The 18,012-nt window shown below is 73.2% G+C and carries 15 protein-coding genes; 2 read left to right on the forward strand and 13 right to left on the reverse strand.

The window, feature by feature from the left end; translation table 11 throughout:
• Positions 1–118 precede the first annotated feature (118 nt).
• Positions 119–4,612: an ATP-dependent helicase gene (locus AXK61_RS02985; protein ID WP_068743726.1), complete on the reverse strand. Its 4,494-nt coding sequence runs from the start codon at positions 4,610–4,612 to the stop codon at positions 119–121.
• A 103-nt stretch (positions 4,613–4,715) separates the two neighbouring features.
• Here AXK61_RS02985 and AXK61_RS02990 point away from each other — a divergent pair, with 103 nt between their 5' ends.
• Complete coding sequence (locus AXK61_RS02990) at positions 4,716–5,336, forward strand: LGFP repeat-containing protein (protein WP_068743729.1); 621 nt, start codon at positions 4,716–4,718, stop codon at positions 5,334–5,336.
• 62 nt (positions 5,337–5,398) lie between these two features.
• Here the strand turns inward: AXK61_RS02990 and AXK61_RS02995 are convergent, their stop codons facing one another.
• Positions 5,399–5,962 (reverse strand): NADPH-dependent FMN reductase, encoded by a 564-nt coding sequence (locus tag AXK61_RS02995; RefSeq protein WP_068570457.1) that lies wholly within the window; start codon positions 5,960–5,962, stop codon positions 5,399–5,401.
• Positions 5,963–6,103: 141 nt separating this feature from the next.
• Here AXK61_RS02995 and AXK61_RS03000 point away from each other — a divergent pair, with 141 nt between their 5' ends.
• A complete protein-coding gene (locus tag AXK61_RS03000) occupies positions 6,104–6,688 on the forward strand; it encodes a helix-turn-helix domain-containing protein (RefSeq protein WP_414929979.1) in 585 nt (194 codons plus the stop codon).
• A 1-nt stretch (position 6,689) separates the two neighbouring features.
• Here AXK61_RS03000 and AXK61_RS03005 read toward each other — a convergent pair whose 3' ends face one another.
• The 11 genes from AXK61_RS03005 to AXK61_RS03055 form a co-directional block, all read right to left on the reverse strand.
• On the reverse strand, positions 6,690–7,091 hold the full coding sequence (locus AXK61_RS03005) for a hypothetical protein (protein WP_068570458.1): 402 nt from the start codon (positions 7,089–7,091) through the stop codon (positions 6,690–6,692).
• A gap of 43 nt (positions 7,092–7,134) precedes the next feature.
• On the reverse strand, positions 7,135–7,362 hold the full coding sequence (locus tag AXK61_RS03010; RefSeq protein ID WP_068570459.1) for a hypothetical protein: 228 nt from the start codon (positions 7,360–7,362) through the stop codon (positions 7,135–7,137).
• Between the two features lie 4 nt (positions 7,363–7,366).
• Positions 7,367–9,178 carry an acetyl/propionyl/methylcrotonyl-CoA carboxylase subunit alpha gene (locus AXK61_RS03015; protein ID WP_068570460.1) on the reverse strand — a complete coding sequence of 604 codons (1,812 nt, stop codon included), beginning with the start codon at positions 9,176–9,178 and terminating at the stop codon, positions 7,367–7,369.
• A 127-nt stretch (positions 9,179–9,305) separates the two neighbouring features.
• On the reverse strand, positions 9,306–10,769 hold the full coding sequence (locus AXK61_RS03020) for a condensation domain-containing protein (protein ID WP_068570461.1): 1,464 nt from the start codon (positions 10,767–10,769) through the stop codon (positions 9,306–9,308).
• Between the two features lie 18 nt (positions 10,770–10,787).
• Positions 10,788–11,204, reverse strand: a complete 417-nt coding sequence (locus AXK61_RS03025; protein WP_068570462.1) for a SufE family protein — start codon at positions 11,202–11,204, stop codon at positions 10,788–10,790.
• Positions 11,201–12,100, reverse strand: coding sequence for a sulfurtransferase (locus tag AXK61_RS03030; protein ID WP_068743731.1), 900 nt, complete (start codon positions 12,098–12,100; stop codon positions 11,201–11,203). Before AXK61_RS03030 ends, AXK61_RS03025 begins: the two co-directional genes overlap by 4 nt.
• A 10-nt stretch (positions 12,101–12,110) precedes the next feature.
• Positions 12,111–13,379, reverse strand: a complete 1,269-nt coding sequence (locus AXK61_RS03035; RefSeq protein ID WP_068570464.1) for a hypothetical protein — start codon at positions 13,377–13,379, stop codon at positions 12,111–12,113.
• The gene (locus AXK61_RS03040) at positions 13,376–14,623 is read right to left on the reverse strand and encodes a phthiocerol/phthiodiolone dimycocerosyl transferase family protein (RefSeq protein ID WP_068570465.1); all 1,248 of its coding nucleotides are present in this window, start codon (positions 14,621–14,623) and stop codon (positions 13,376–13,378) included. The genes AXK61_RS03035 and AXK61_RS03040 overlap by 4 nt, the downstream gene beginning before the upstream one ends.
• 1 nt (position 14,624) lies before the next feature.
• A complete protein-coding gene (locus AXK61_RS03045) occupies positions 14,625–16,007 on the reverse strand; it encodes a glycosyltransferase (protein WP_068570466.1) in 1,383 nt (460 codons plus the stop codon).
• On the reverse strand, positions 16,004–16,711 hold the full coding sequence (locus tag AXK61_RS03050) for a VC0807 family protein (protein ID WP_068570467.1): 708 nt from the start codon (positions 16,709–16,711) through the stop codon (positions 16,004–16,006). The genes AXK61_RS03045 and AXK61_RS03050 overlap by 4 nt, the downstream gene beginning before the upstream one ends.
• Positions 16,708–17,994 carry a phthiocerol/phthiodiolone dimycocerosyl transferase family protein gene (locus AXK61_RS03055; protein ID WP_068570468.1) on the reverse strand — a complete coding sequence of 429 codons (1,287 nt, stop codon included), beginning with the start codon at positions 17,992–17,994 and terminating at the stop codon, positions 16,708–16,710. The genes AXK61_RS03050 and AXK61_RS03055 overlap by 4 nt, the downstream gene beginning before the upstream one ends.
• Between the last annotated feature and the right edge of the window lie 18 nt (positions 17,995–18,012).

The following is an 18,012-nucleotide window of genomic DNA, read 5'->3' on the forward strand; positions in this document are numbered from 1 at the left end:
GTCCGCCCCCCCCCCGATTCATATGCTCCCCACTGGAACGCCAGGTGAACCGGTGGGGAGGGAACGGATCGGGGGGAGGGCTGGCGTTGGGGGTGGGACGGAACGAATCGGGTGGGCGTCAGCGGACGCGAAGGCCCTTGGGCGTGCGGGCGAAGCCGGCGGCGGCCAGCGCCCCGGCGAGGGGAGAGGTGAGGGCGGGCGCACCGTCGACCTTCTCGATCGTGAGGCCCCCGATCCCGGGCGCGGCCACGGCGAGCGCCGTGAACGCGGCGTCGGGCGCGTCGGTGAAGGTGAGCAGCGTGCGGCCGCCGCGCTCGACGAACAGGGCCAGGGCGCCGTCGACCAGGACGACGACGGCCCCGGCCTTGCGACCCGGGCGGGCGCCCTCGTCGCCGCGCTCCGGCCAGGGGAGCGCCGCACCGTAGGGATTGGCCGGGTCGGTGGCGGCGAGCACCAGCGCGGAGGTCTCGCCCCGCTGCTGGGCCTGTTCGAGCGCGGACGCCGCGTCGCGCAGGGCGTCGACGGTGCCGCCCCGTGCGAACTGCGCCGCTCCGAGCCGCTCGATGAAGTAGCCGCGCCGCGCCTTACCGGACTCCTCGAACGCCGCGAGGGTGCGGTAGACGCGGGCGAAGCCGCCCTCGACGTGCTCGCCCATCACCGCGCCGCGGGTCACCACGCCGTACCGCTCCAGGAGTTGCTCGGCGATGGCCGCCGACTGCTCGGTGGAGCTCGCCTCGGCCGGAGCGGGCGGCAGCGACCATCGCCCGGCGACCATGGGTGGCGCCTGGTCGACCGCCACCCGGAACCGGGCACGCGGCGCACGCCGTGGGGTGCGATGCGCCGTGGCGCGGCGGCCGCCCGCGAGCCGGGCGCGGATCGGGGCGAAGGTGTCGCCGGTGAGGCGGCCCGCCCAGACGAGGTCCCACAGCGCCTCCGGCGTGGCGCCGGTGAGCTGGCGGTAGAAGTACGCTCCGCCGCCGCGCACGGCGTCCTCGATCGCCTCGTGCGCCGCGGTGGTCTCCAGGGCGTCGGGCGGCGGCAGCGTGAGCGGCGCGAGGTCCGCGGGGTGGAGCGCGACCCAGCCGTCCTGCGCGCCGATCGCGCCGTGCCCGGTCCACACCACTTCACCGGTGGCGGTGAGCTCGTCGAGCATCGCGGGGGAGTAGTCGGCGACGCGCTGCGGCAGGACCAGGGACTCCCATGCGGAGGCGGGAATCGGCACACCCGCGAGCTGGTCGATCACGGTGGCGACGCCGTCGATGCCGCGCAGCGGGGTCTTCAGGTGGTGCCAGCCCGCGAGGAACTCCGCGTACGCCCGCTCCGGCACCGGCTCCACGTCCTGCCGCAGCCTGGCCAGGCTGCGCTGGCGGATGCGGCGCAGCACCTCCGCGTCGCAGAACTGGGGGACGCCGTCGGTGTCGGCGATGCCGTCGGCACCGTCGGACTCGGAGACGAACCGGCCCTCGATGACCCGGCGCGCGCCGACCAGCTCCGTGAGCGCACGCTGCACGACCGCGACGCCCAGCCCGTAGCGTCGAGCGACCTCGTGGGCGGTGAAGGGGCCGTGCCGCCGTGCGTAGCGCGACACGAGGTCGCCGATCGGGTCCGGCACTTCGGCGGTGAACGCCGACGCTATGCCCGGCTGCAGCGGCACGCCGAGCCCGTCGCGCAGCCGCGCCGCGTCCTCGACGGCGGCGATCCAGCCCTCGCCGTATTCGAACGCCCTTCCGGCGGTGAGGAGCTCATCGACCGCGCCCGGCGCACCGTCGGACCGCTCGGCGATCTCCGCGCGCGTGAGCGGACCCAGCTCGCGGATGAGATCGGAGACCTGCTCGACGGTGCGTGCGCGGTAGCCGGGCGCGGTGCGCTGCAGCTGCGCGGCGATCTCGGCGAGGACGTCGGCGTCGAGGAGCTCGGTGAGCTCGACCCTACCGAGCAGCTGGGACAGTACAGCGGGGTCGAGACTGAGCACGGCCGCGCGGCGTTCGGCGAGGGGCGCGTCGCCCTCGTACATGAACGCGCCGACGTAGCTGAACAACAGCGAGGCCGCGAAGGGCGACGGTGCCGCGGTCTCGACCTCCGCCAGCCGGACGGTGCGCGACGCGAGCGCCCGGTGCACGGCGATGAGCTCCGGCACGTCGTAGACGTCCTGCAGGCACTCGCGGACGGCCTCGAGGACGATCGGGAACTGCGGGAACCCGCGCGCGACCTCGAGCAGCTGACTGGCCCGCTGCCGCTGTTGCCAGAGCGGGGCGCGCTTGCCCGGGTCGCGGCGGGGCAGCAGCAGCGCCCGTGCGGCGCACTCGCGGAACCGCGACGCGAACAGCGCGCTCGAACCCACGGCCTCGGTGACCAGGTCGTCGATCTCGTCCGGCTCGAAGCGGAACAGCTCGGCACCGGGCGGGGCGTCGTCGGTGTCGGGCAGCCGGACGATGATGCCGTCGTCGGTCGCGGTGACGGCGCCGGCGAGGCCCAGCGAGGCGTTGAGCCGCGCGCCGATCGCGAGCGCCCACGGCGCGTGCACCTTCATGCCCAGCGGGGAGTGCAGGGCGACCCGCCAGTCGCCCAGCTCGTCGCGGAACCGCTCGACCACCAGTGTGCGGTCGGTGGGAAGGACGCCGGTGGCCCGCTGCTGCTCGTCGAGCAGGGCGATGAGGTTGTCGACGGCCCAGTCGCCCAGACCCACCTCCCGGGCCCGGGAACGCTGCTCGTCGGGGCCCAATGCGGTGAACTCGAGGGTGAACCGCCCGATGGCGCGGCCCAGCTCCGCGGGGCGTCCCACGGTGTCGCCGATCCAGAAGGGCAGCCGCCCGGGCCGGCCGAAGGCCGGCGAGACCAGGACGCGGTCGTGCGTGATCTCCTCGATCTTCCAACTGGTGGCGCCGAGCGCGAAGACATCGCCGACGCGGGACTCGTAGACCATCTCCTCGTCGAGTTCGCCCACCCGAGAGGCTTTCTCGCCCACCATGAACACACCGAACAGGCCGCGGTCCGGGATGGCGCCGCCGGAGGTGACGGCGAGCCGGCCCGCGCCGGGGCGGCCGGTGAGCGTGCCCGCGTCCCGGTCCCAGACGACGCGCGGCCGCAGCTCGCCGAAGTCCTCGGCCGGGTACCGACCCGAGATCAGGTCGAGCACCGCCTCGTACGCCGAGTCCGGCAGCGCCGCATAGGGATGCGCGCGCCGGACCAGCGCCAGCCAGTCGTGCACGTCGAGGACGTCCATGGCCGCGGCGGCGATGGTCTGCTGCGCCAGCACGTCGAGCGGGTTGCGCGGCACGACGAGCTTCTCGATCGCCCCCTCGCGCATCCGCTGGACGGTGACGGTGCTGTGCAGCAGGTCCGTGCGGTGCTTGGGGAAGAAGACGCCGCGGCTGGGCTCGCCCACCTGGTGCCCGGCGCGGCCCACGCGCTGCAGGCCCGCGGCCACGGACGGTGGCGCCTCGACCTGGATCACCAGATCGACGGCGCCCATGTCGATCCCGAGCTCGAGGCTGGAGGTGGCGACCACGCAGCGCAGCCGTCCGGACTTCAGATCGTCCTCGATGATCGCGCGCTGCTCCTTGCTGACGGAGCCGTGGTGCGCCCGCGCGAGAACGGGTTCTGCGCCGTGGCTCTGCCCGCTGGCGAGCAGCTGGGCGGGGGCGCCGCCGGCGACGTGCGGGTTCGGCGGGCCCGCATGGACGTTCAGTGCGAGCTCGTTGATCCGGGCCGTGAGCCGTTCCGCGAGGCGCCGGGAGTTGGCGAAGACGATGGTGGACCGGTGCCGCTCGATGAGCTCGACGATCGCGGATTCCACGTGCGGCCACAGGGATCCCTGCTGCACGGGCTCGTCCTGGTCGTCCCCGATCACGTCGAGCTCCGTCATGTCCGGCACAGGCACGCTGACGCTGAGCTCGAACCGCTTCTCCGAGGGCGGGCGCACGACGGCGGCCGGGCGGGGCCCGCCGAGGAAGGCCGCCACCTCCTGCGCGGGTTCGACGGTGGCGGACAACCCGATCCGCTGTGCGGGGCGCTCGAGCAGCGCGTCGAGCCGCTCCAGCGACAGTGCCAGGTGGGTGCCGCGCTTGGTACCGGCGACCGCGTGCACCTCGTCGATGATCACCGTGTGCACGTGCGTCAGCGTCTCGCGGGCCTGCGAGGTGAGCATGAGGTAGAGCGACTCGGGCGTGGTGATCAGAATGTCGGGCGGCGTGCGGACGAGCTGCCGCCGCTGCTGGGCGGGCGTGTCGCCCGATCGCACCCCGACGGTGACCGCCGGCGCCGGTTCGCCACGCCGCTCGCGGACCCGGGCGATGCCGGCCAGCGGGGCACGCAGGTTGCGCTCCACGTCGACGGCGAGGGCCTTGAGCGGGGATATGTAGAGCACGGACGTGCCGGGCCGGGCGACAGCGGCACCGTCGGGCTGCTCCGACGGTGCCCGGGCGGCGAGGCGATCCAGGGCCCAGAGGAAGGCGGAGAGGGTCTTGCCGGAGCCGGTGGGCGCGACGACGAGCGTGTTGCGGCCCTGCGAGATGGACCGCCACGCGCCGGCCTGCGCCGCGGTGGGAGCGGCGAAGGACTCGGTGAACCACTCGGCGGTGGCGGGCGCGAACGCCCGGAGGGCGTCCGGCATGCCTTCATCATGGCGCAGGGCACCGACACGCCCTGTTGCAGTCGTTGTCTGTGTTACTGGTGTGGTTCATGATGAACAGGAGGTAAGAGCCGAAGGAGCAGGTATGGCCACGCACATCTTCTCGAACGATCACCGTCGGGCCTGGGTCCGGGGCGCCGTCGCCGCGACGGCGATCGCGGTCGGCATCAGCGGCGGCGTGACGGCCGTCGCGAGGGCCGATCAGCAGGTGGGGCGCTTCCTGGTGAAGGGCCAGATCGAGGTCTCCTACTTCGCCACCGGCGGCACCCCGACCTGGGGCGTCCCGCTGATCCCCGAGACCAACGCCGGCCGCGGCGGCAAGTTCCAGACCTTCAAGAACCAGGCGTCCTTCTACTGGCACCCCGCGGCGGACGGCGGCAATGCGCACGAGATCGGCGGCGCGATCCGTGCCAAGTGGGGTGAGAACCGCTGGGAGAACGGCCCGCTCGGCTACCCGATCACCGACGAGCTACAGGCGCGCGGCCCGTTCAACGCCGTCACCGGCGCCATGAACGCCTTCCAGGGCGGCGTGATCTACTGGTCCCCCGCGAGCGGCGCCTGGCCGGTGTGGGGCGAGATCCTGGTCAAGTGGAGCTCCGCCAAGCGCGAGTCCGGCACGTACGGCTACCCGACGGGGCCGGAGATCCGCTCCGCGACCGGCACCTACTCGCAGACCTTCCAGCGCGGCGTCATCAGCTGGCCCTGAGTCCTTGCATGCACTGATCCCCCGGACCCGTCGGTGCGGGGCCGGGGGATCGGCGTTTCCGGTCAGCGCGCGGCGGCGACCAGGTGGCGCTCGGTGGCGGCGGTGAGCTCGTCCAGCAGGGCCGAGAGCTCCGCGGGGCGGCGGTCGATCGGCGCGAAGTTCCCCTCGCCGTCGAAGTCCGTGAACAGGCCCAGGCTGACCTGCGCGCGGGCGTCGACCATCGAGAAGTTCGCGGTGATCTGGCGCCAGTGCTCCACGGCGCGGACGCCGCCGTCGGCGCCGTACGCCACGAAGCCGACGGTCTTGCCGGCCCACTCCGGCCCGATCGAATCGAAGGCGTTCTTGAACGCGCCGGGGACGGAGTGGTTGTACTCCGGGGTCACGAAGACGAAGCCGTCCTGCGCGTCGATCGCCTCGCCCCAGGCCGTCACTGCGGCGCTGTCGTACTGCCGGTTGGCGGCGCCGGGCACGGTGGCCGAGGTCAGGAGCGGGATGTCGAACTCCTTGAGGTCGAGCACGGTGACCTCGACGTCCTCGCGCGCCCCCGCCGCGGCGGCGACCCACTGGCCGACCTGCTCCGCCTTGCGGCCGTCGCGGATGGATCCTTCGATGATGCCGATCTTCATGAGCGCCCCTTCGATGAGTGTTCGCCCGGTCCGGGCGTCGCTTTCCACCGTAGCGTAGCGGACCACGGTGCGCTATCTGAAGGGTGTTCGCCACCGCCGGCACGGGCGTGAAGACCGTGAACCCGTTCGAGTAGCGGCACAATGGCGGGCATGAGTGACGACGATCCGGTGCTCGCGCACGTCGGCCCGCGGCTGCGGGCCATCCGGCAGGAGCGCGACATCACCCTGACAGCGGTCGCGGAGGCCACCGGCATCTCGGTGAGCACGCTCTCGCGGCTCGAGGGCGGAACCCGCAAGCCCACGCTGGAGCTGCTGCTCCCGCTCGCGCGCACCTACGGCCTGCCGCTCGACGAGCTCGTCGACGCCCCCGAGACCGGCGATCCGCGGGTGCGACTCAAGCCGGTTCGTCACGGCGACCGCACCGTCGTCCCGCTGACCCGCCGCGCGGGTGGCCTGCGCACCTTCAAAGAGGTCATCCGGCCCCGTCCGGGCGACGGTGCCGCGCCCACCCCCGTCTCGCACCCCGGCTACCACTGGGTGTACGTCCTCGACGGCGCGCTGCGCCTCATCCTGGGCGAGAAGGAGATGGTGATCAAGCCCGGCGAGGTGATCGAGTTCGACACCCGGCTCCCGCACTGGTTCGGCAGCGCCGACGGCAAGCCGGTCGAGTACCTCGGCATCTACGGCCCGCAGGGCGAGCGCGCGCACCACGTGCGCGGGGAGTAGCTCAGTCGGACAGGCCGGTGGCCTTGCGGAGGTGGCTCACCCCGGGCAGCTTGTTGACGCCGCGCTGCACCTCGCTGAGCTTTCCGGTGACCTCGACGAGCGGGGGGAGCACGGCGTCGAGGGTGTTGAGCGCGGGATCCGCGACGGCCGTGAGCCGCTCGACGCGGTCGATCACGTTGTTGGCCCGCTCGATCATGTCGGCCATCGCGAGCATCACCTTCGGCAGCTCGGCGATGAGCTCGATGGTGTCGGGCGGGATGGTGCTGAGCTTGCCGACGCTGGTCACGGTGCGGCCGGTGTTGTCCATCGCGCGACCGGCGGCGGACCGCACGGAGTCGACGAGGTCGTTGACCGATTCGCTGATGCTGGGTGGGGCCTTCGGGGGCTCCGGCTTTCTCGCCATGCGACGATCATCGCCCGTCGGGCGCCCGCGCACGGGGATTTGGCTACAGCGACGCGCCGAACCGCTCGACCGCGGCGCGTGCGGTGCGCAGGCCCTCGCTGTCCGGCCCGTCGACGGTGACCGCACCGGACGGGTGCAGGACGACCTCGCCGATCGAATCGCCTGTGGTGTTGACGCGGACGGCCCAGGCGTAGGCCTCGTCGGCCAGCCAGGCGTCGGGGCGCAGTTCCGTGAGGTACCACGCCCCGACGTTCAGGCCGACGGGATCCAAACGATCAGTCCTCGTCGGACTTGATCTCGAGCAGGACGGTGCCCTGCGTGACAGCAGTACCCGGCTCGACGGCCAGGCCGGTGATGACGCCGTCCTTGTGCGCGGCGACGGGGTTCTCCATCTTCATGGCCTCGAGGACCACGACCAGATCGCCCGCGCTGACCTGCTGGCCGTCCTCGACGGCCACCTTGACGACGGTGCCCTGCATGGGAGCCGTGACCGAGTCGCCGGTCGCGGCCACGCCGGCGCCGCGGTCGCGGGTACGCGCCTTCGGCTTGCGGCGAATGACGCCGGCGCCACCTGCGGCACCGCCACCACCGCCGAGCGACAGCTCGCCCGGCAGGGAGACCTCGACGCGGCGACCGTCGACGACGACGACCACGTTCTGGCGGGGAAGGGCGTCGTCCTCCTCGATGGGCTGGCCACCGGTGTAGGGCTCGATCGGGTTCTCCCAATCGGTCTCGATCCACTTGGTGTAGACCTCGAAACCGTTCTCATCCCCGATGAACGAGGGGTTGGAGACGATGTGGCGGTGGAACGGGATGACCGTGGCGAGGCCCTCGACCTCGAACTCGGCCAGCGCGCGCCGCGACCGCTCCAGCGCCTGCTCGCGGTTCTCGCCGGTCACGATGAGCTTGGCGAGCATCGAGTCGAACTGGCCGCCGATGACATCGCCCTGATCCACGCCCGAGTCGACGCGCACGCCGGGGCCGGTGGGCTCGCGGTAGACGGTGATGGGGCCGGGAGCGGGCAGGAAGCCGCGGCCCGCGTCCTCGCCGTTGATGCGGAACTCGAAGGAGTGGCCGCGCGGAGTAGGATCCTCCGTGATCTCCAGCTCCTTGCCCTCGGCGATGCGGAACTGCTGGCGCACCAGGTCGATCCCCGCGGTCTCCTCGGTGACGGGATGCTCGACCTGCAGGCGGGTGTTCACCTCGAGGAAGCTGACCAGGCCGTCGGCCGCGACGAGGAACTCGACGGTGCCGGCGCCGTAGTAGCCCGCCTCGCGGCAGATGCGCTTGGCCGACTCGTGGATGGTGGTGCGCTGCTCGGTGGTGAGGAAGGGCGCGGGGGCCTCCTCGACGAGCTTCTGGAACCGGCGCTGCAGCGAGCAGTCGCGGGTACCGGCGACGATGACATTGCCGTGCTGGTCGGCGATGACCTGCGCCTCGACATGGCGGGCCTTGTCCAGGTACCGCTCGACGAAGCACTCGCCGCGGCCGAAGGCGGAGACCGCCTCGCGGGTGGCCGACTCGAAGAGCTCGGGGATCTCGTCGATCGTGTACGCGACCTTCATGCCGCGGCCGCCGCCGCCGAACGCCGCCTTGATGGCGACGGGCACGCCGTACTCCTTCGCGAACGCGACGACCTCGTCGGCGTCCTTGACCGGGTCCTTGGTGCCGGGCGCCATCGGGGCGTCGGCGCGCTCGGCGATGTGGCGCGCGGTGACCTTGTCACCGAGATCGCGGATCGACGAGGGCGACGGGCCGATCCAGGTCAGGCCCGCGTCGATGACGGCCTGCGCGAAGTCGGCGTTCTCCGAGAGGAAGCCGTAGCCGGGGTGGATCGCGTCGGCGCCCGACTTCTTCGCGGCGTCGAGGATCTTGTCGAAGACGAGGTAGGACTCGGCCGAGGTCTGTCCGCCGAGGGCGAAGGCCTCGTCGGCCAGGCGCACGAACTTCGCCTCGGCGTCGGGCTCCGCGTACACGGCGACGCTGGTCAGGCCGGCGTCCCGGGCGGCGCGAATGACGCGGACGGCGATCTCACCGCGGTTGGCGATGAGCACCTTCTCGATCTTCTTGTCAGCGTGGGCTGCCACTCAAGTCTCCTCGTTCCCTGGGCGAGCGCGGGCGCGTCGCCGTCGTTGTCCCGTCGGGGGCTCAAACTCCTGACGAGTGTATGCCTACTCACTTGTTGCGAAGCCGACAGTCCCCGGTCGGTTTCGGTTACCCGCGAGTAACTCCCGCGTCGCCGATCTCGGTCAGCATCGAACGTAGCGCCCCGAGGTACAGCGTGACACTCCGGCGCGCTGTCTCGAAGCCCGGGAACCGCGCAGCCACGTGAAGTCCGGACGGTGTGCGCAGCATCCAGAGGTAGACGTCCTCGATGGAGTAGTCGCGCGAGCGCAGGGCCGCGGCGCCGCCCGCGTCGTTGACATCGGAGCCGGGGGCGGAGCGGGTGTCCATGAAGGAGACGACGAACCGCGGCGGCGGCGCCTGCGAGTGATCGGGCAGGTCCGCGAGCGCCTCGGCGATGCGCAGGTAGGGCAGGGTGCTGCCCGCCTTGGACCGCTTCCATTCGCCCTGTGCGCGTTGCGCCAGCTCGCCGAAGGTGCGTGCGCCGGTGGTGTCCAGCCGGAACGGCGCGATGCCGACGAACCAGCCGAGCGCGGCGATCCACTGCTCGGCGTCGCGGGTGTGCCGGGTGACGGCGCACCGGAACACCGGCCCGAATCCGAGGTCGGTGTTGATCTTGGCCATGCCCGCGAGAACACCGGTGACCAGCGATGCGCCGGACTCGGAGCACACGCGGGCGAAGTTGTTGGCCCGCTCGTCGTCGAGCAGGTGGAAGTTCAGCGCACCCTGAGGCAGCCGGGGTACGCCGTCGGGGTCGCGACTCAGCGCCGCGCGGGTCTCGTCCGCGAGGATCTTGGCGCTGATCGGCAGCAGGGGCATGGGGAAGGGATCGGGCCGGAACCCGGTCTCACTGAGGTACTCGTTCCACATCCGCGACGCCGGGTGGCTCGCGTCGGCCCGGTCCGCGACCTGCCGGTCGGTGTCCGAGTAGTTCACGTAACTGCCGGTCGGCAGGAGGCGCGCGGCGTCCTCGCTGATCGCCTCGCGGTAGAGCTCGCGGAGCTCGTGGGGGCTCAGGATCAGGGAGTAGCCGTCCAGCAGTGAGTGGTCCGCCGCGAAGAACAGCGTGAACGAGTCGTCCCGCGACACCGTGGAGAACATGTACGCGGGCCAGGTCAGCGGGGCCGTGGACCGGTCGAACTCACCCAGCAGCTGCTCGACGAGCGGTCCGGTGGACCGGTAGGTGCCGATCGTCCTGATCCGCAGGTCGACGGTGGCCGTCTGCGCGCTCCGGCGGAACGGCGCACCGTCGTCGTCGAGGAAGACGTGGGTGCGCAGGACCTCGTGCCGGTCGATCCACGCCCGCAGCGCGGTGCGCAGCCCGGGGATGGACAGGGGCTCCTCGAATTCGATGCCGACGCCGAGCCAGGACTCGCGGCCCCCGTCGATGTGCCGGCGCCGCAGGATCGCCTGCGCGCCGCGCAGATGCGCCTCGTGCACGTGCGAGGTGCCGCGCGGGTCATCGCGCCAGCGCGCCGCGGGACCCGTCGTCGGGGTCCAGTTGCGGAGTTCCCCCGGGCGCAGCGGGTACGCGTCCAGCTCGGTGAATTGCATGGGGGACTTCCGGCAGGGCTAGGCGGCGAGGCGTCGTTTGATGCGCGCCAGCATCGCCGACATCCCGCGCAGGCGCAAGGGGCTGACCACGGAATCGAGGCCGAGCGCGTGGTGGAAGTCGTCGGGGACGGCGGCGATCGCCGCGGCGGACTGGCCGTCGAGACCCTGCGCGAGGATCGACGCGAAGCCGCGCGTGGTCGGCGCCTCGGGCGGCGCGCTGAAATACAGCCGGACGGCCTCCCGGTCGGAGGCGTCGACGTCGAGGAACAGCGGCGACTGGCACTCCGGCACCGGCTCCATCGCCGCTGCCGTCAGGTGCTCGGGGAGCGCCGGCAGCTCGCGCGAGAACTCGAGCAGCAGCTCGAGCCGGTCCTGCTCGCCGACGCCGGCGAAGTCGTCGACGATCTCCGCCAGGGGCTGCGGGAGACCGCTCATGATCCGGCGGTCGGGGCCGCGCCAGGCTCCTCGCCGCGGACGATGGGCGCCCGCACCGTGTTGCCCCACTCGGTCCAGGAACCGTCGTAGTTGCGGACGTCGTCGAACCCGAGGAGGTGCGTGAGCACGAACCACGTGTGGCTCGAGCGCTCACCGATCCGGCAGTACGCCGTGACGGGCGCCGTCGAATCCAGGCCGCCGTACACCTCGAGGAGGTCGGCGTGGGGCAGGAACCGGCCGTCCTGCCGGGCCGCCTTCGCCCACGGGATCGACACCGCGGTGGGAATGTGCCCGCCGCGCAGGGCGCCCTCCTCCGGGTAGTCGGGCATGTGGGTGCGCTCGCCGGTGTACTCCTGCGGGGAGCGCACGTCGACGAGGGCGCGGCGGCCGAGATCGGCGCAGACCTCGTCGGCGAAGGCGCGGATCACCGAGTCGTCGCGCTCCACGACGGGGTAGTCGCTGCGCGGGTACTCCGGCTGCTCCAGCGAGACGTCGCGCGCATCGCTGATCCACAGGTCCCGGCCACCGTCGAGCAGGCGGACGTCCGGATGGCCGAACAGCGTGAACACCCACAGCGCGTAAGCGGCCCACCAGTTCGACTTGTCGCCGTAGATCACCACGGTGTCGTCGCGACTGATGCCCTTGCTGCGCATCAGTTCCGCGAACTGCTCGCCGGTGATGTAGTCGCGCGTCACCGGGTCGTTGAGGTGCAGATGCCAGTCGACCTTCTGCGCCGTCGGGATGTGCCCGATGTCGTAGAGGAGCACGTCCTCGTCGGACTCGATCACCTTGAGGCCGGGGACCCCCAGGTGTCCGCTCAGCCAGTCCGCGGTGACGAGGCGCTCGGGGTGTGCGTAGTCCTGCAGTTCCGCGCTCGGATCGGTCTCGATAGCCACGCCCGTCAGCCTAGCCCCCGTGCGCGACCGCCCGCGCGACGACGCCGCGCAGGTCGACGGCGGCGGCGAGGTTGGTCGCGGCGAACACGGTGGTCTCCTCGTCGGTGCCGGTCCACCCGACGTACAGGTGGGCGGGACGGTCCGCGGCGGTCCGGCCCGGCAGCGCGGACCACGCCAGCCGGAACCAGGTGCGGTCCGCGGCGCTGCCGTCGGGCGCGCGGACCGGCGCGGGCAGGGCGCCGACGCCGGCACAGGTGGTCACGGGACGCGCCGGGTCGGGCGGCGCGTCGACCAGCGCGGCCAGGGTGCGGCGGGGCAGGAGCGTGAGCAGCGGGCCGAACGCGTCGTAGCGCCCGGCGTCCGGGAGCGCGCCGAGCACTCCCTTGACGTCGGCGCGGAGGACGACGACGCCGCCGGCGCCGGCGGCGGGGTCGACGACGACCTCCGCGTCGACGATGGCGTTACCGCGCAGGTCGCCCTCCTCGCGCCGGTTCACGGACAGCCCGAGTACGGCCTGCCCGTCGGGACGGACCCAGCCGAGCTCGGCGGCGATCTCAGCGGCGGCCCGGAACAGGAGGGTGGACTCGGTGCCGCCGAGCGCGGCCGCGCGGGCGGCGAGGTCGGCGCGGTCGAGGTGCGCGACGGTCCAGCGGTCGGGTCCGACGGGGTGGTCGCGCGCGGGACCGTCGTGCTCGAGGCGCCCCCGGGCCAGCCGGGTCGCCGCCGCTGCGGCCCGCGCGGCGGCGGGCAGCTCGCGGGCCGCCAGGGCGGCGTCCCGTCGGGCGGCGGCGAGCGGGGCGGCGGCCGCACGCGGGTAGGGCAGGTCCCGGGCCGTGCCCAGCGCGGCCTCCGCGACCGCGGTCGCGGTGCCGACCCCGTCGGCGAGGACGTGCGAGACCACCAGCGTGACCGCGGAGCCGCCGTCCGTGAGCGGCAGCACCCCGAGGTGCCAGCCCGGCCCGGACCACGGATCGATCGGGGCCGCGGCGCGCTCGTCGAGCCAACCGTCGATCGCCTCCCGCGGGCGTGGAGCCGCCTCCACCGCGATCCGCGGGGCCGCGGCGGTGGCCACCCAGCGGTCGCGGCCGAAGGGCAGCGGCGAGTGGGCGATCCGCCGGCCCAGCAGACCCTCCGTGAGCGCGCTCCGGAATCGCTCCAGACCGGGCAGGTCGATCCCGCGGTCGTAGGTCCACACCACCTGGATGAGCGAATTGCGCCCCGTCGCGCGGGTGGCCGAGGCCGCGCCCTGGTCGACGAACGCGAGCAGGTCGGCCGTCATGCGGCGGCCCCGGCGCCGACCAGGCCGGCCGCGATCCGGTCCCGGATCCGCCGGACGACCCCTGGGGCGAGCGTGCCCGGGGCGTGCCGCAGCTCGATCGACAGCCGTCCGTCGAAGGTCAGCGCGTGGTGGTGCAGCCCGACGAGTGGGGCCAGTGCCTCGGGCGGCGCGCCGTGCACGAGGGCGCGGACTCGCTCGATGTCGACCTCCGAGCTGGTGTGGAAGTCCAGCGCGACGACGCCGTCCGGGGTCGACGGTGCCGGAACCGCGCCGATGTTGCTCAGTCGCACGGGAGCCCCGCCCGTCACCGTCACCGGCGCGGAGCCCGCGAGGGCGGCCGCGACGGTGCCGTCCGCGAGGTCGGCGCGGAGCCGCTCGAGGACGGCGCGGCCGATCTCCTCGGGAGCCGTGTCACCCCGTACCGCGATGGGCACCGTCGACGATCCCGCGAAGTTGGTGACCGCCGCTGCGGGGACCGCGGGCTCGGCGCGGGCCCGCAGGTCGACGGGGCTGAACACGGCCAGCGGGACCGCCTCGTCGGCGGGCCGGTCGAGCTCGGCGCGCTCCGCTGCGACGATGATCCCGGCGAGGAGGCCGTGGACGCTCAGGCCCGCCTCCTTCGCCCGGCGCCGCAGCGCACCGGTCGCCGCGGCGTCGAGGCGGATCCGGTCGAAGGCGAAGTCCCCGGCGTCGACATCGGCGGGTGCGGGCACGGTCGCGGTGGGGAGCACCTCGATGACGGACCCTGCCGGCGGCGCGCCCGCCGCGAGGCGATCCGCCAGGTCCGTCGGGGCTGCGGGCAGCCCGGCCGGGTCCGCGGGCTCGGCACCCGAGTACAGCTCCCACAGCCGCAGGTTCAGGTACAGCGCGTGCGCGCCGTCGGCGACGGCGTGGCTTACGCCCAGCGTGACCCGGTGCAGGTCGCCGTCCGAGACCAGCTGCACCGCGGCGATCTCCTGCGCGGCGTCGACTCCGAGGCGGACATCGCCGGGTGCGAAGGGGCGCAGCTCGACCTGGATCGGTGCGGCCGTCTCGTCCGGTGCCGCGTCCGGCGCGATCAGGTCGAAACCGAAGGCGTGCGCCGCGATCCGACCCGCGAGCACGGGGTGTTCGCGGCGGAGGGCGGCGTACGCGCGGGCGAGGCGGCCCGCGTCGATCGGTCCCCGGACGGTGAAGCTGCCGCTCGAGACGGTCCCGGTGAGGACGTAGGGGATCTCGAGCGGGGTCAATGGGCGGCTGGGCATCTCAGACCTCCAGTCCGGCGAGGGAGGCGACCGTGGCGGCGTCGAAGTCGACGGTGTCGGGCGCCGACAGCGCCGGCGCGCAGCGCACGTCCACCCCGTCGTCCTCGGCGATCGACTCGATGATCGTCGCGGCGCGCCGGGCGGGGATGTCGCCCAGGTCGATGAGCGACGAGATCCGCTGCGCCCGACGGCGGACGGCGGGATCGAGCAGGACGTCGAAGGCGGCGTGCAGCCGCTCCGGGGTCACGCCGCGCATCGGCAGGCACGCGCCGACGCCGAGGTCGGCGACCCGGGCGCCCCAGAAGGGCTGATCGGCGAGCACCGGGCAGATCAGCGTGGGCAGACCCGCACGCAGCGACGCCGCGGTGGTGCCCGCGCCGCCGTGGTGGACGGCGGCCGCGCAGAGCGGCAGCACCTCGGCGTGGACCACCTCGTCGACGACGCGGACGTGATCGCCGAGGTCGGCGCCCACGAGGTCGCTCCAGCCCGCCACGACGAGGCCCCGTCGACCGCGCTCGGCGCAGACCCGCGCGAAGGTCCGCGCCATCCCGTCGGGATCCGCGATCCGCATGCTGCCGAAGCCCCAGTAGATCGGGGCGGCGCCGTCGCGCAACCACTGCATCAGATCGGCGTCCGTGCGCTTGCGTTCACCCTGGCGCAGCCACGCGTCGGCGGGGACCTCCGGGAAGCCCAGCATCGGCCGGGTGCGGCTGAACTCGGGCACCAGGGCAGGGGTCAGGGCGGCGTCGTAGAGCTGCAGGTCGACGATCTCGTGCGCGTCGCGGTTCTTCGCGCGCCGCGAGCGGTAGGGGGCCTCGCCCACCGACATCCGGTGGTAGTTCACCGCCGCCCGCACGTGGGTCCACGTGAAGGAGTCGCCGAGCGTCCACGTCGCGCGTTTGACCATGCGCGGCGAGCGCGACAGCACGTCACTGGTCAGACCGGCCGGGGTGTACTGCGTCATGGGGTAGACGCTGTTGACGGTGCCCGGGAAGAACCGGTAACTGATGATGCTCGCGCCGCTGCGCCGGGTGATCGGGAGCGCGAAATCGACGGCGTCCGAATGGGTCAGGACCACATCGGCGTCCAGGCACACGGCCTCCGTCTCCCGGGAGATGGTGGCGATGTTGCGCACCAACCACCGGCCGTAGGCCCGCATCCGCTCGACGGGGCGGTGGATCACCTCGCGGTAGTCGTCGTCGTAGTCGGGCACGATGTCGTTGAGCCGGTGGGCGTCCAGACCCGCCGACCGGATCAGCGCGACCAGCGGGTCGCCCATGGCGGCGATCGTCACGTCGTGCCCGCGGGCACGGAGCGCGAGACCGATCGCGATCGTCGGTTGGACGTCGCCACGGCTGCCCATGGCGAGGATGCAGACCTTCATGTCGGAGAAGTCCTTTCGGCGGTCGGGCGGAGCTCGGTTCGGGGGACGACGGCGTCGTCGTCGACGGCGGCCAGCGATGCGCGCACCGGGCGCAGGAGCAGCAGCGTCAGCGGCAGGACCGGCACGGCGACCAGCAGCGGGATCAGCTGACACGCGACCACCGCGTAGTCGATCGGCATGCTCAGGGCGGCGGTGATCGACGCCGCGGTGCTGAGGACGACCGCGACCAGCCACAGCGGATCGACGGCACCGATGGCTCGGACGCATCGGCGTTCGGTCCGGACGCGGCGGTTCCACCGCTGGGCCCGTGCGGCGTCCCCGCGCACGGCCAGTCGCATCATCAGCGTCGCGACCGCCGGCCGTCGCAGTACGAGGCCCGCGCAGATCGCGGCGGCCATGAGCCCGCCGATCCCCGTCTCCACGAGGAGGATCACCCGGGGACTGCCCGAGATCGCGGCGGCCGTGATGGACGAGGCGAGGAGCACGAGGGTGAACAGCTCCAGCGGATCGGCCGCGCGCCGCACCGACGAGCGGACCAGGATCCGGACCGCCACGAGCGTCGTGCCGGTGACGAGGGCGATCAGTTGCCCCACGCCGAACAGGTAGCGCAACGCCAGGTACACGCCCACCTGCAGGCCGACGTCGACGAGCAGCGCCACCGGCGGGGCCGGTGGCGACTCGGTGTCGGCGAGGGGGACGGTCATGCGGCGGTGCCGATCTCGAGCAGCGCGTGCGCACCGTCCGCGATCCGTTCGAGGAGACGGAGACGGACGGCACCGTCGAGCGTGCCGGGCAGCGCGCGCGACTCGATCGACAGCCGGCCGCCGAAGGTCGAGACCAGGTACGAGGTGCCGATCGGCACGGCGGGAGCACTCTCGCCGACGTGGCCGGCGGCGTACTCGCGGATGCCGGCGGCGCTCCGGACGATCTGCGCGTGGAAGTCGCGGACCTCGAGCCCGGCGGGCGTGAGGGGATCGGGCACCGCGCCGAGGTTGCTGATGAGAACGGGCGGGCCGTGGCGACGGGTCCGCGGGTCGGGCATCGGGCTCACGGCGGTCCGCAGGACGGTGCCGTCGCGCACGTCCGCACGGATCCGGTCCGACACGGTCCGGGCGATGTCCGCGGTGGGGGCGTCGGTGACCGCCACGTACGAGAAGCCGCACAGCGCGGTCACCGACCGCAGCGGGATGGGCGGATCGACGCGGCTGCGGAAGTCGACCGGGGTGAGCAACGCCACCGCCGCGTCCTCCGCGCATTCGGCGAGCTCGGCGCGGGCGATGATGCCGCTGACCAGCGCGTGCGTGGAGACGCCGTGGGCGCGGGCGGCGGTGTCGAGCGCGGCGGTCTCGGCAGTGCCGAAGCGGATCCGCAGCACGTCGTCGACGTCGGAGCCCGGCTCGTCCGGGAAGTCCTTCGGCACCGCACCGTGCCAGACGGTGCCCGCGAGCCGCTCCTCGTAGTCCACCTCCCCGGGCAGGTGCCCGCGCTCGGCCATCACCCGGTGCGGCTCGGCGGGGAAGTCCCCGGCGCGCCGCACGATCGGCGTCGCGCCGCTCGCCAGCGCGGTGTACAGCGCGAATAGCCGGGCGGCGATCGCGACGATGCCGGAGCCGTCGGTCGCGGCGTGGCTGGCCCAGAGGGTCAGCCGGTAGTCGTCCCCGATCCCGGTCAGCGTCAGCGCCGCCAGTTGGTCGGCGCCGACGAACCAGGGCGGTGTCTGGGCGTAGCCGGTCCAGGGCGCCGCGCTGTCGCGGAAACCGATGGCCGCGGCCACCGTCGGGTCGCCCGGGGCGAAGTGCGGGCGGCCCTTGACGTCCACGATCCGTGCCGCCAGCACGGGGTACTCCTCTAGCAGCGCCGCGAACGCCGACCGCAGCGCCGTGACGTCGACGACGCCCCGCAGCGCGTACGACGTGCCGATCACCTCGCGCGAGGCGGGCCGGACGAAGGACGCCTCGGAGAAGGTGAGTGCGCGGTGGGTCTGCATGAGCGGCTCCTGTTCTGA

Origin of the sequence: Tsukamurella pseudospumae (assembly GCF_001575205.1) — a bacterium.
Taxonomy (GTDB): domain Bacteria; phylum Actinomycetota; class Actinomycetes; order Mycobacteriales; family Mycobacteriaceae; genus Tsukamurella; species Tsukamurella pseudospumae.

Bases quoted from the DNA above. Each gene is read 5' to 3' on its own strand.
- AXK61_RS02985 (WP_068743726.1), bottom strand. From the start codon at position 4,612: ATGCCGGACGCCCTCCGGGCGTTCGCGCCCGCCACCGCCGAGTGGTTC.
- AXK61_RS02990 (WP_068743729.1), top strand. From the start codon at position 4,716: ATGGCCACGCACATCTTCTCGAACGATCACCGTCGGGCCTGGGTCCGG.
- AXK61_RS02995 (WP_068570457.1), bottom strand. From the start codon at position 5,962: ATGAAGATCGGCATCATCGAAGGATCCATCCGCGACGGCCGCAAGGCG.
- AXK61_RS03000 (WP_414929979.1), top strand. From the start codon at position 6,104: ATGGCGGGCATGAGTGACGACGATCCGGTGCTCGCGCACGTCGGCCCG.
- AXK61_RS03005 (WP_068570458.1), bottom strand. From the start codon at position 7,091: ATGGCGAGAAAGCCGGAGCCCCCGAAGGCCCCACCCAGCATCAGCGAA.
- AXK61_RS03020 (WP_068570461.1), bottom strand. From the start codon at position 10,769: ATGCAATTCACCGAGCTGGACGCGTACCCGCTGCGCCCGGGGGAACTC.
- AXK61_RS03025 (WP_068570462.1), bottom strand. From the start codon at position 11,204: ATGAGCGGTCTCCCGCAGCCCCTGGCGGAGATCGTCGACGACTTCGCC.
- AXK61_RS03035 (WP_068570464.1), bottom strand. From the start codon at position 13,379: ATGACGGCCGACCTGCTCGCGTTCGTCGACCAGGGCGCGGCCTCGGCC.
- AXK61_RS03040 (WP_068570465.1), bottom strand. From the start codon at position 14,623: ATGCCCAGCCGCCCATTGACCCCGCTCGAGATCCCCTACGTCCTCACC.
- AXK61_RS03045 (WP_068570466.1), bottom strand. From the start codon at position 16,007: ATGAAGGTCTGCATCCTCGCCATGGGCAGCCGTGGCGACGTCCAACCG.
- AXK61_RS03050 (WP_068570467.1), bottom strand. From the start codon at position 16,711: ATGACCGTCCCCCTCGCCGACACCGAGTCGCCACCGGCCCCGCCGGTG.
- AXK61_RS03055 (WP_068570468.1), bottom strand. From the start codon at position 17,994: ATGCAGACCCACCGCGCACTCACCTTCTCCGAGGCGTCCTTCGTCCGG.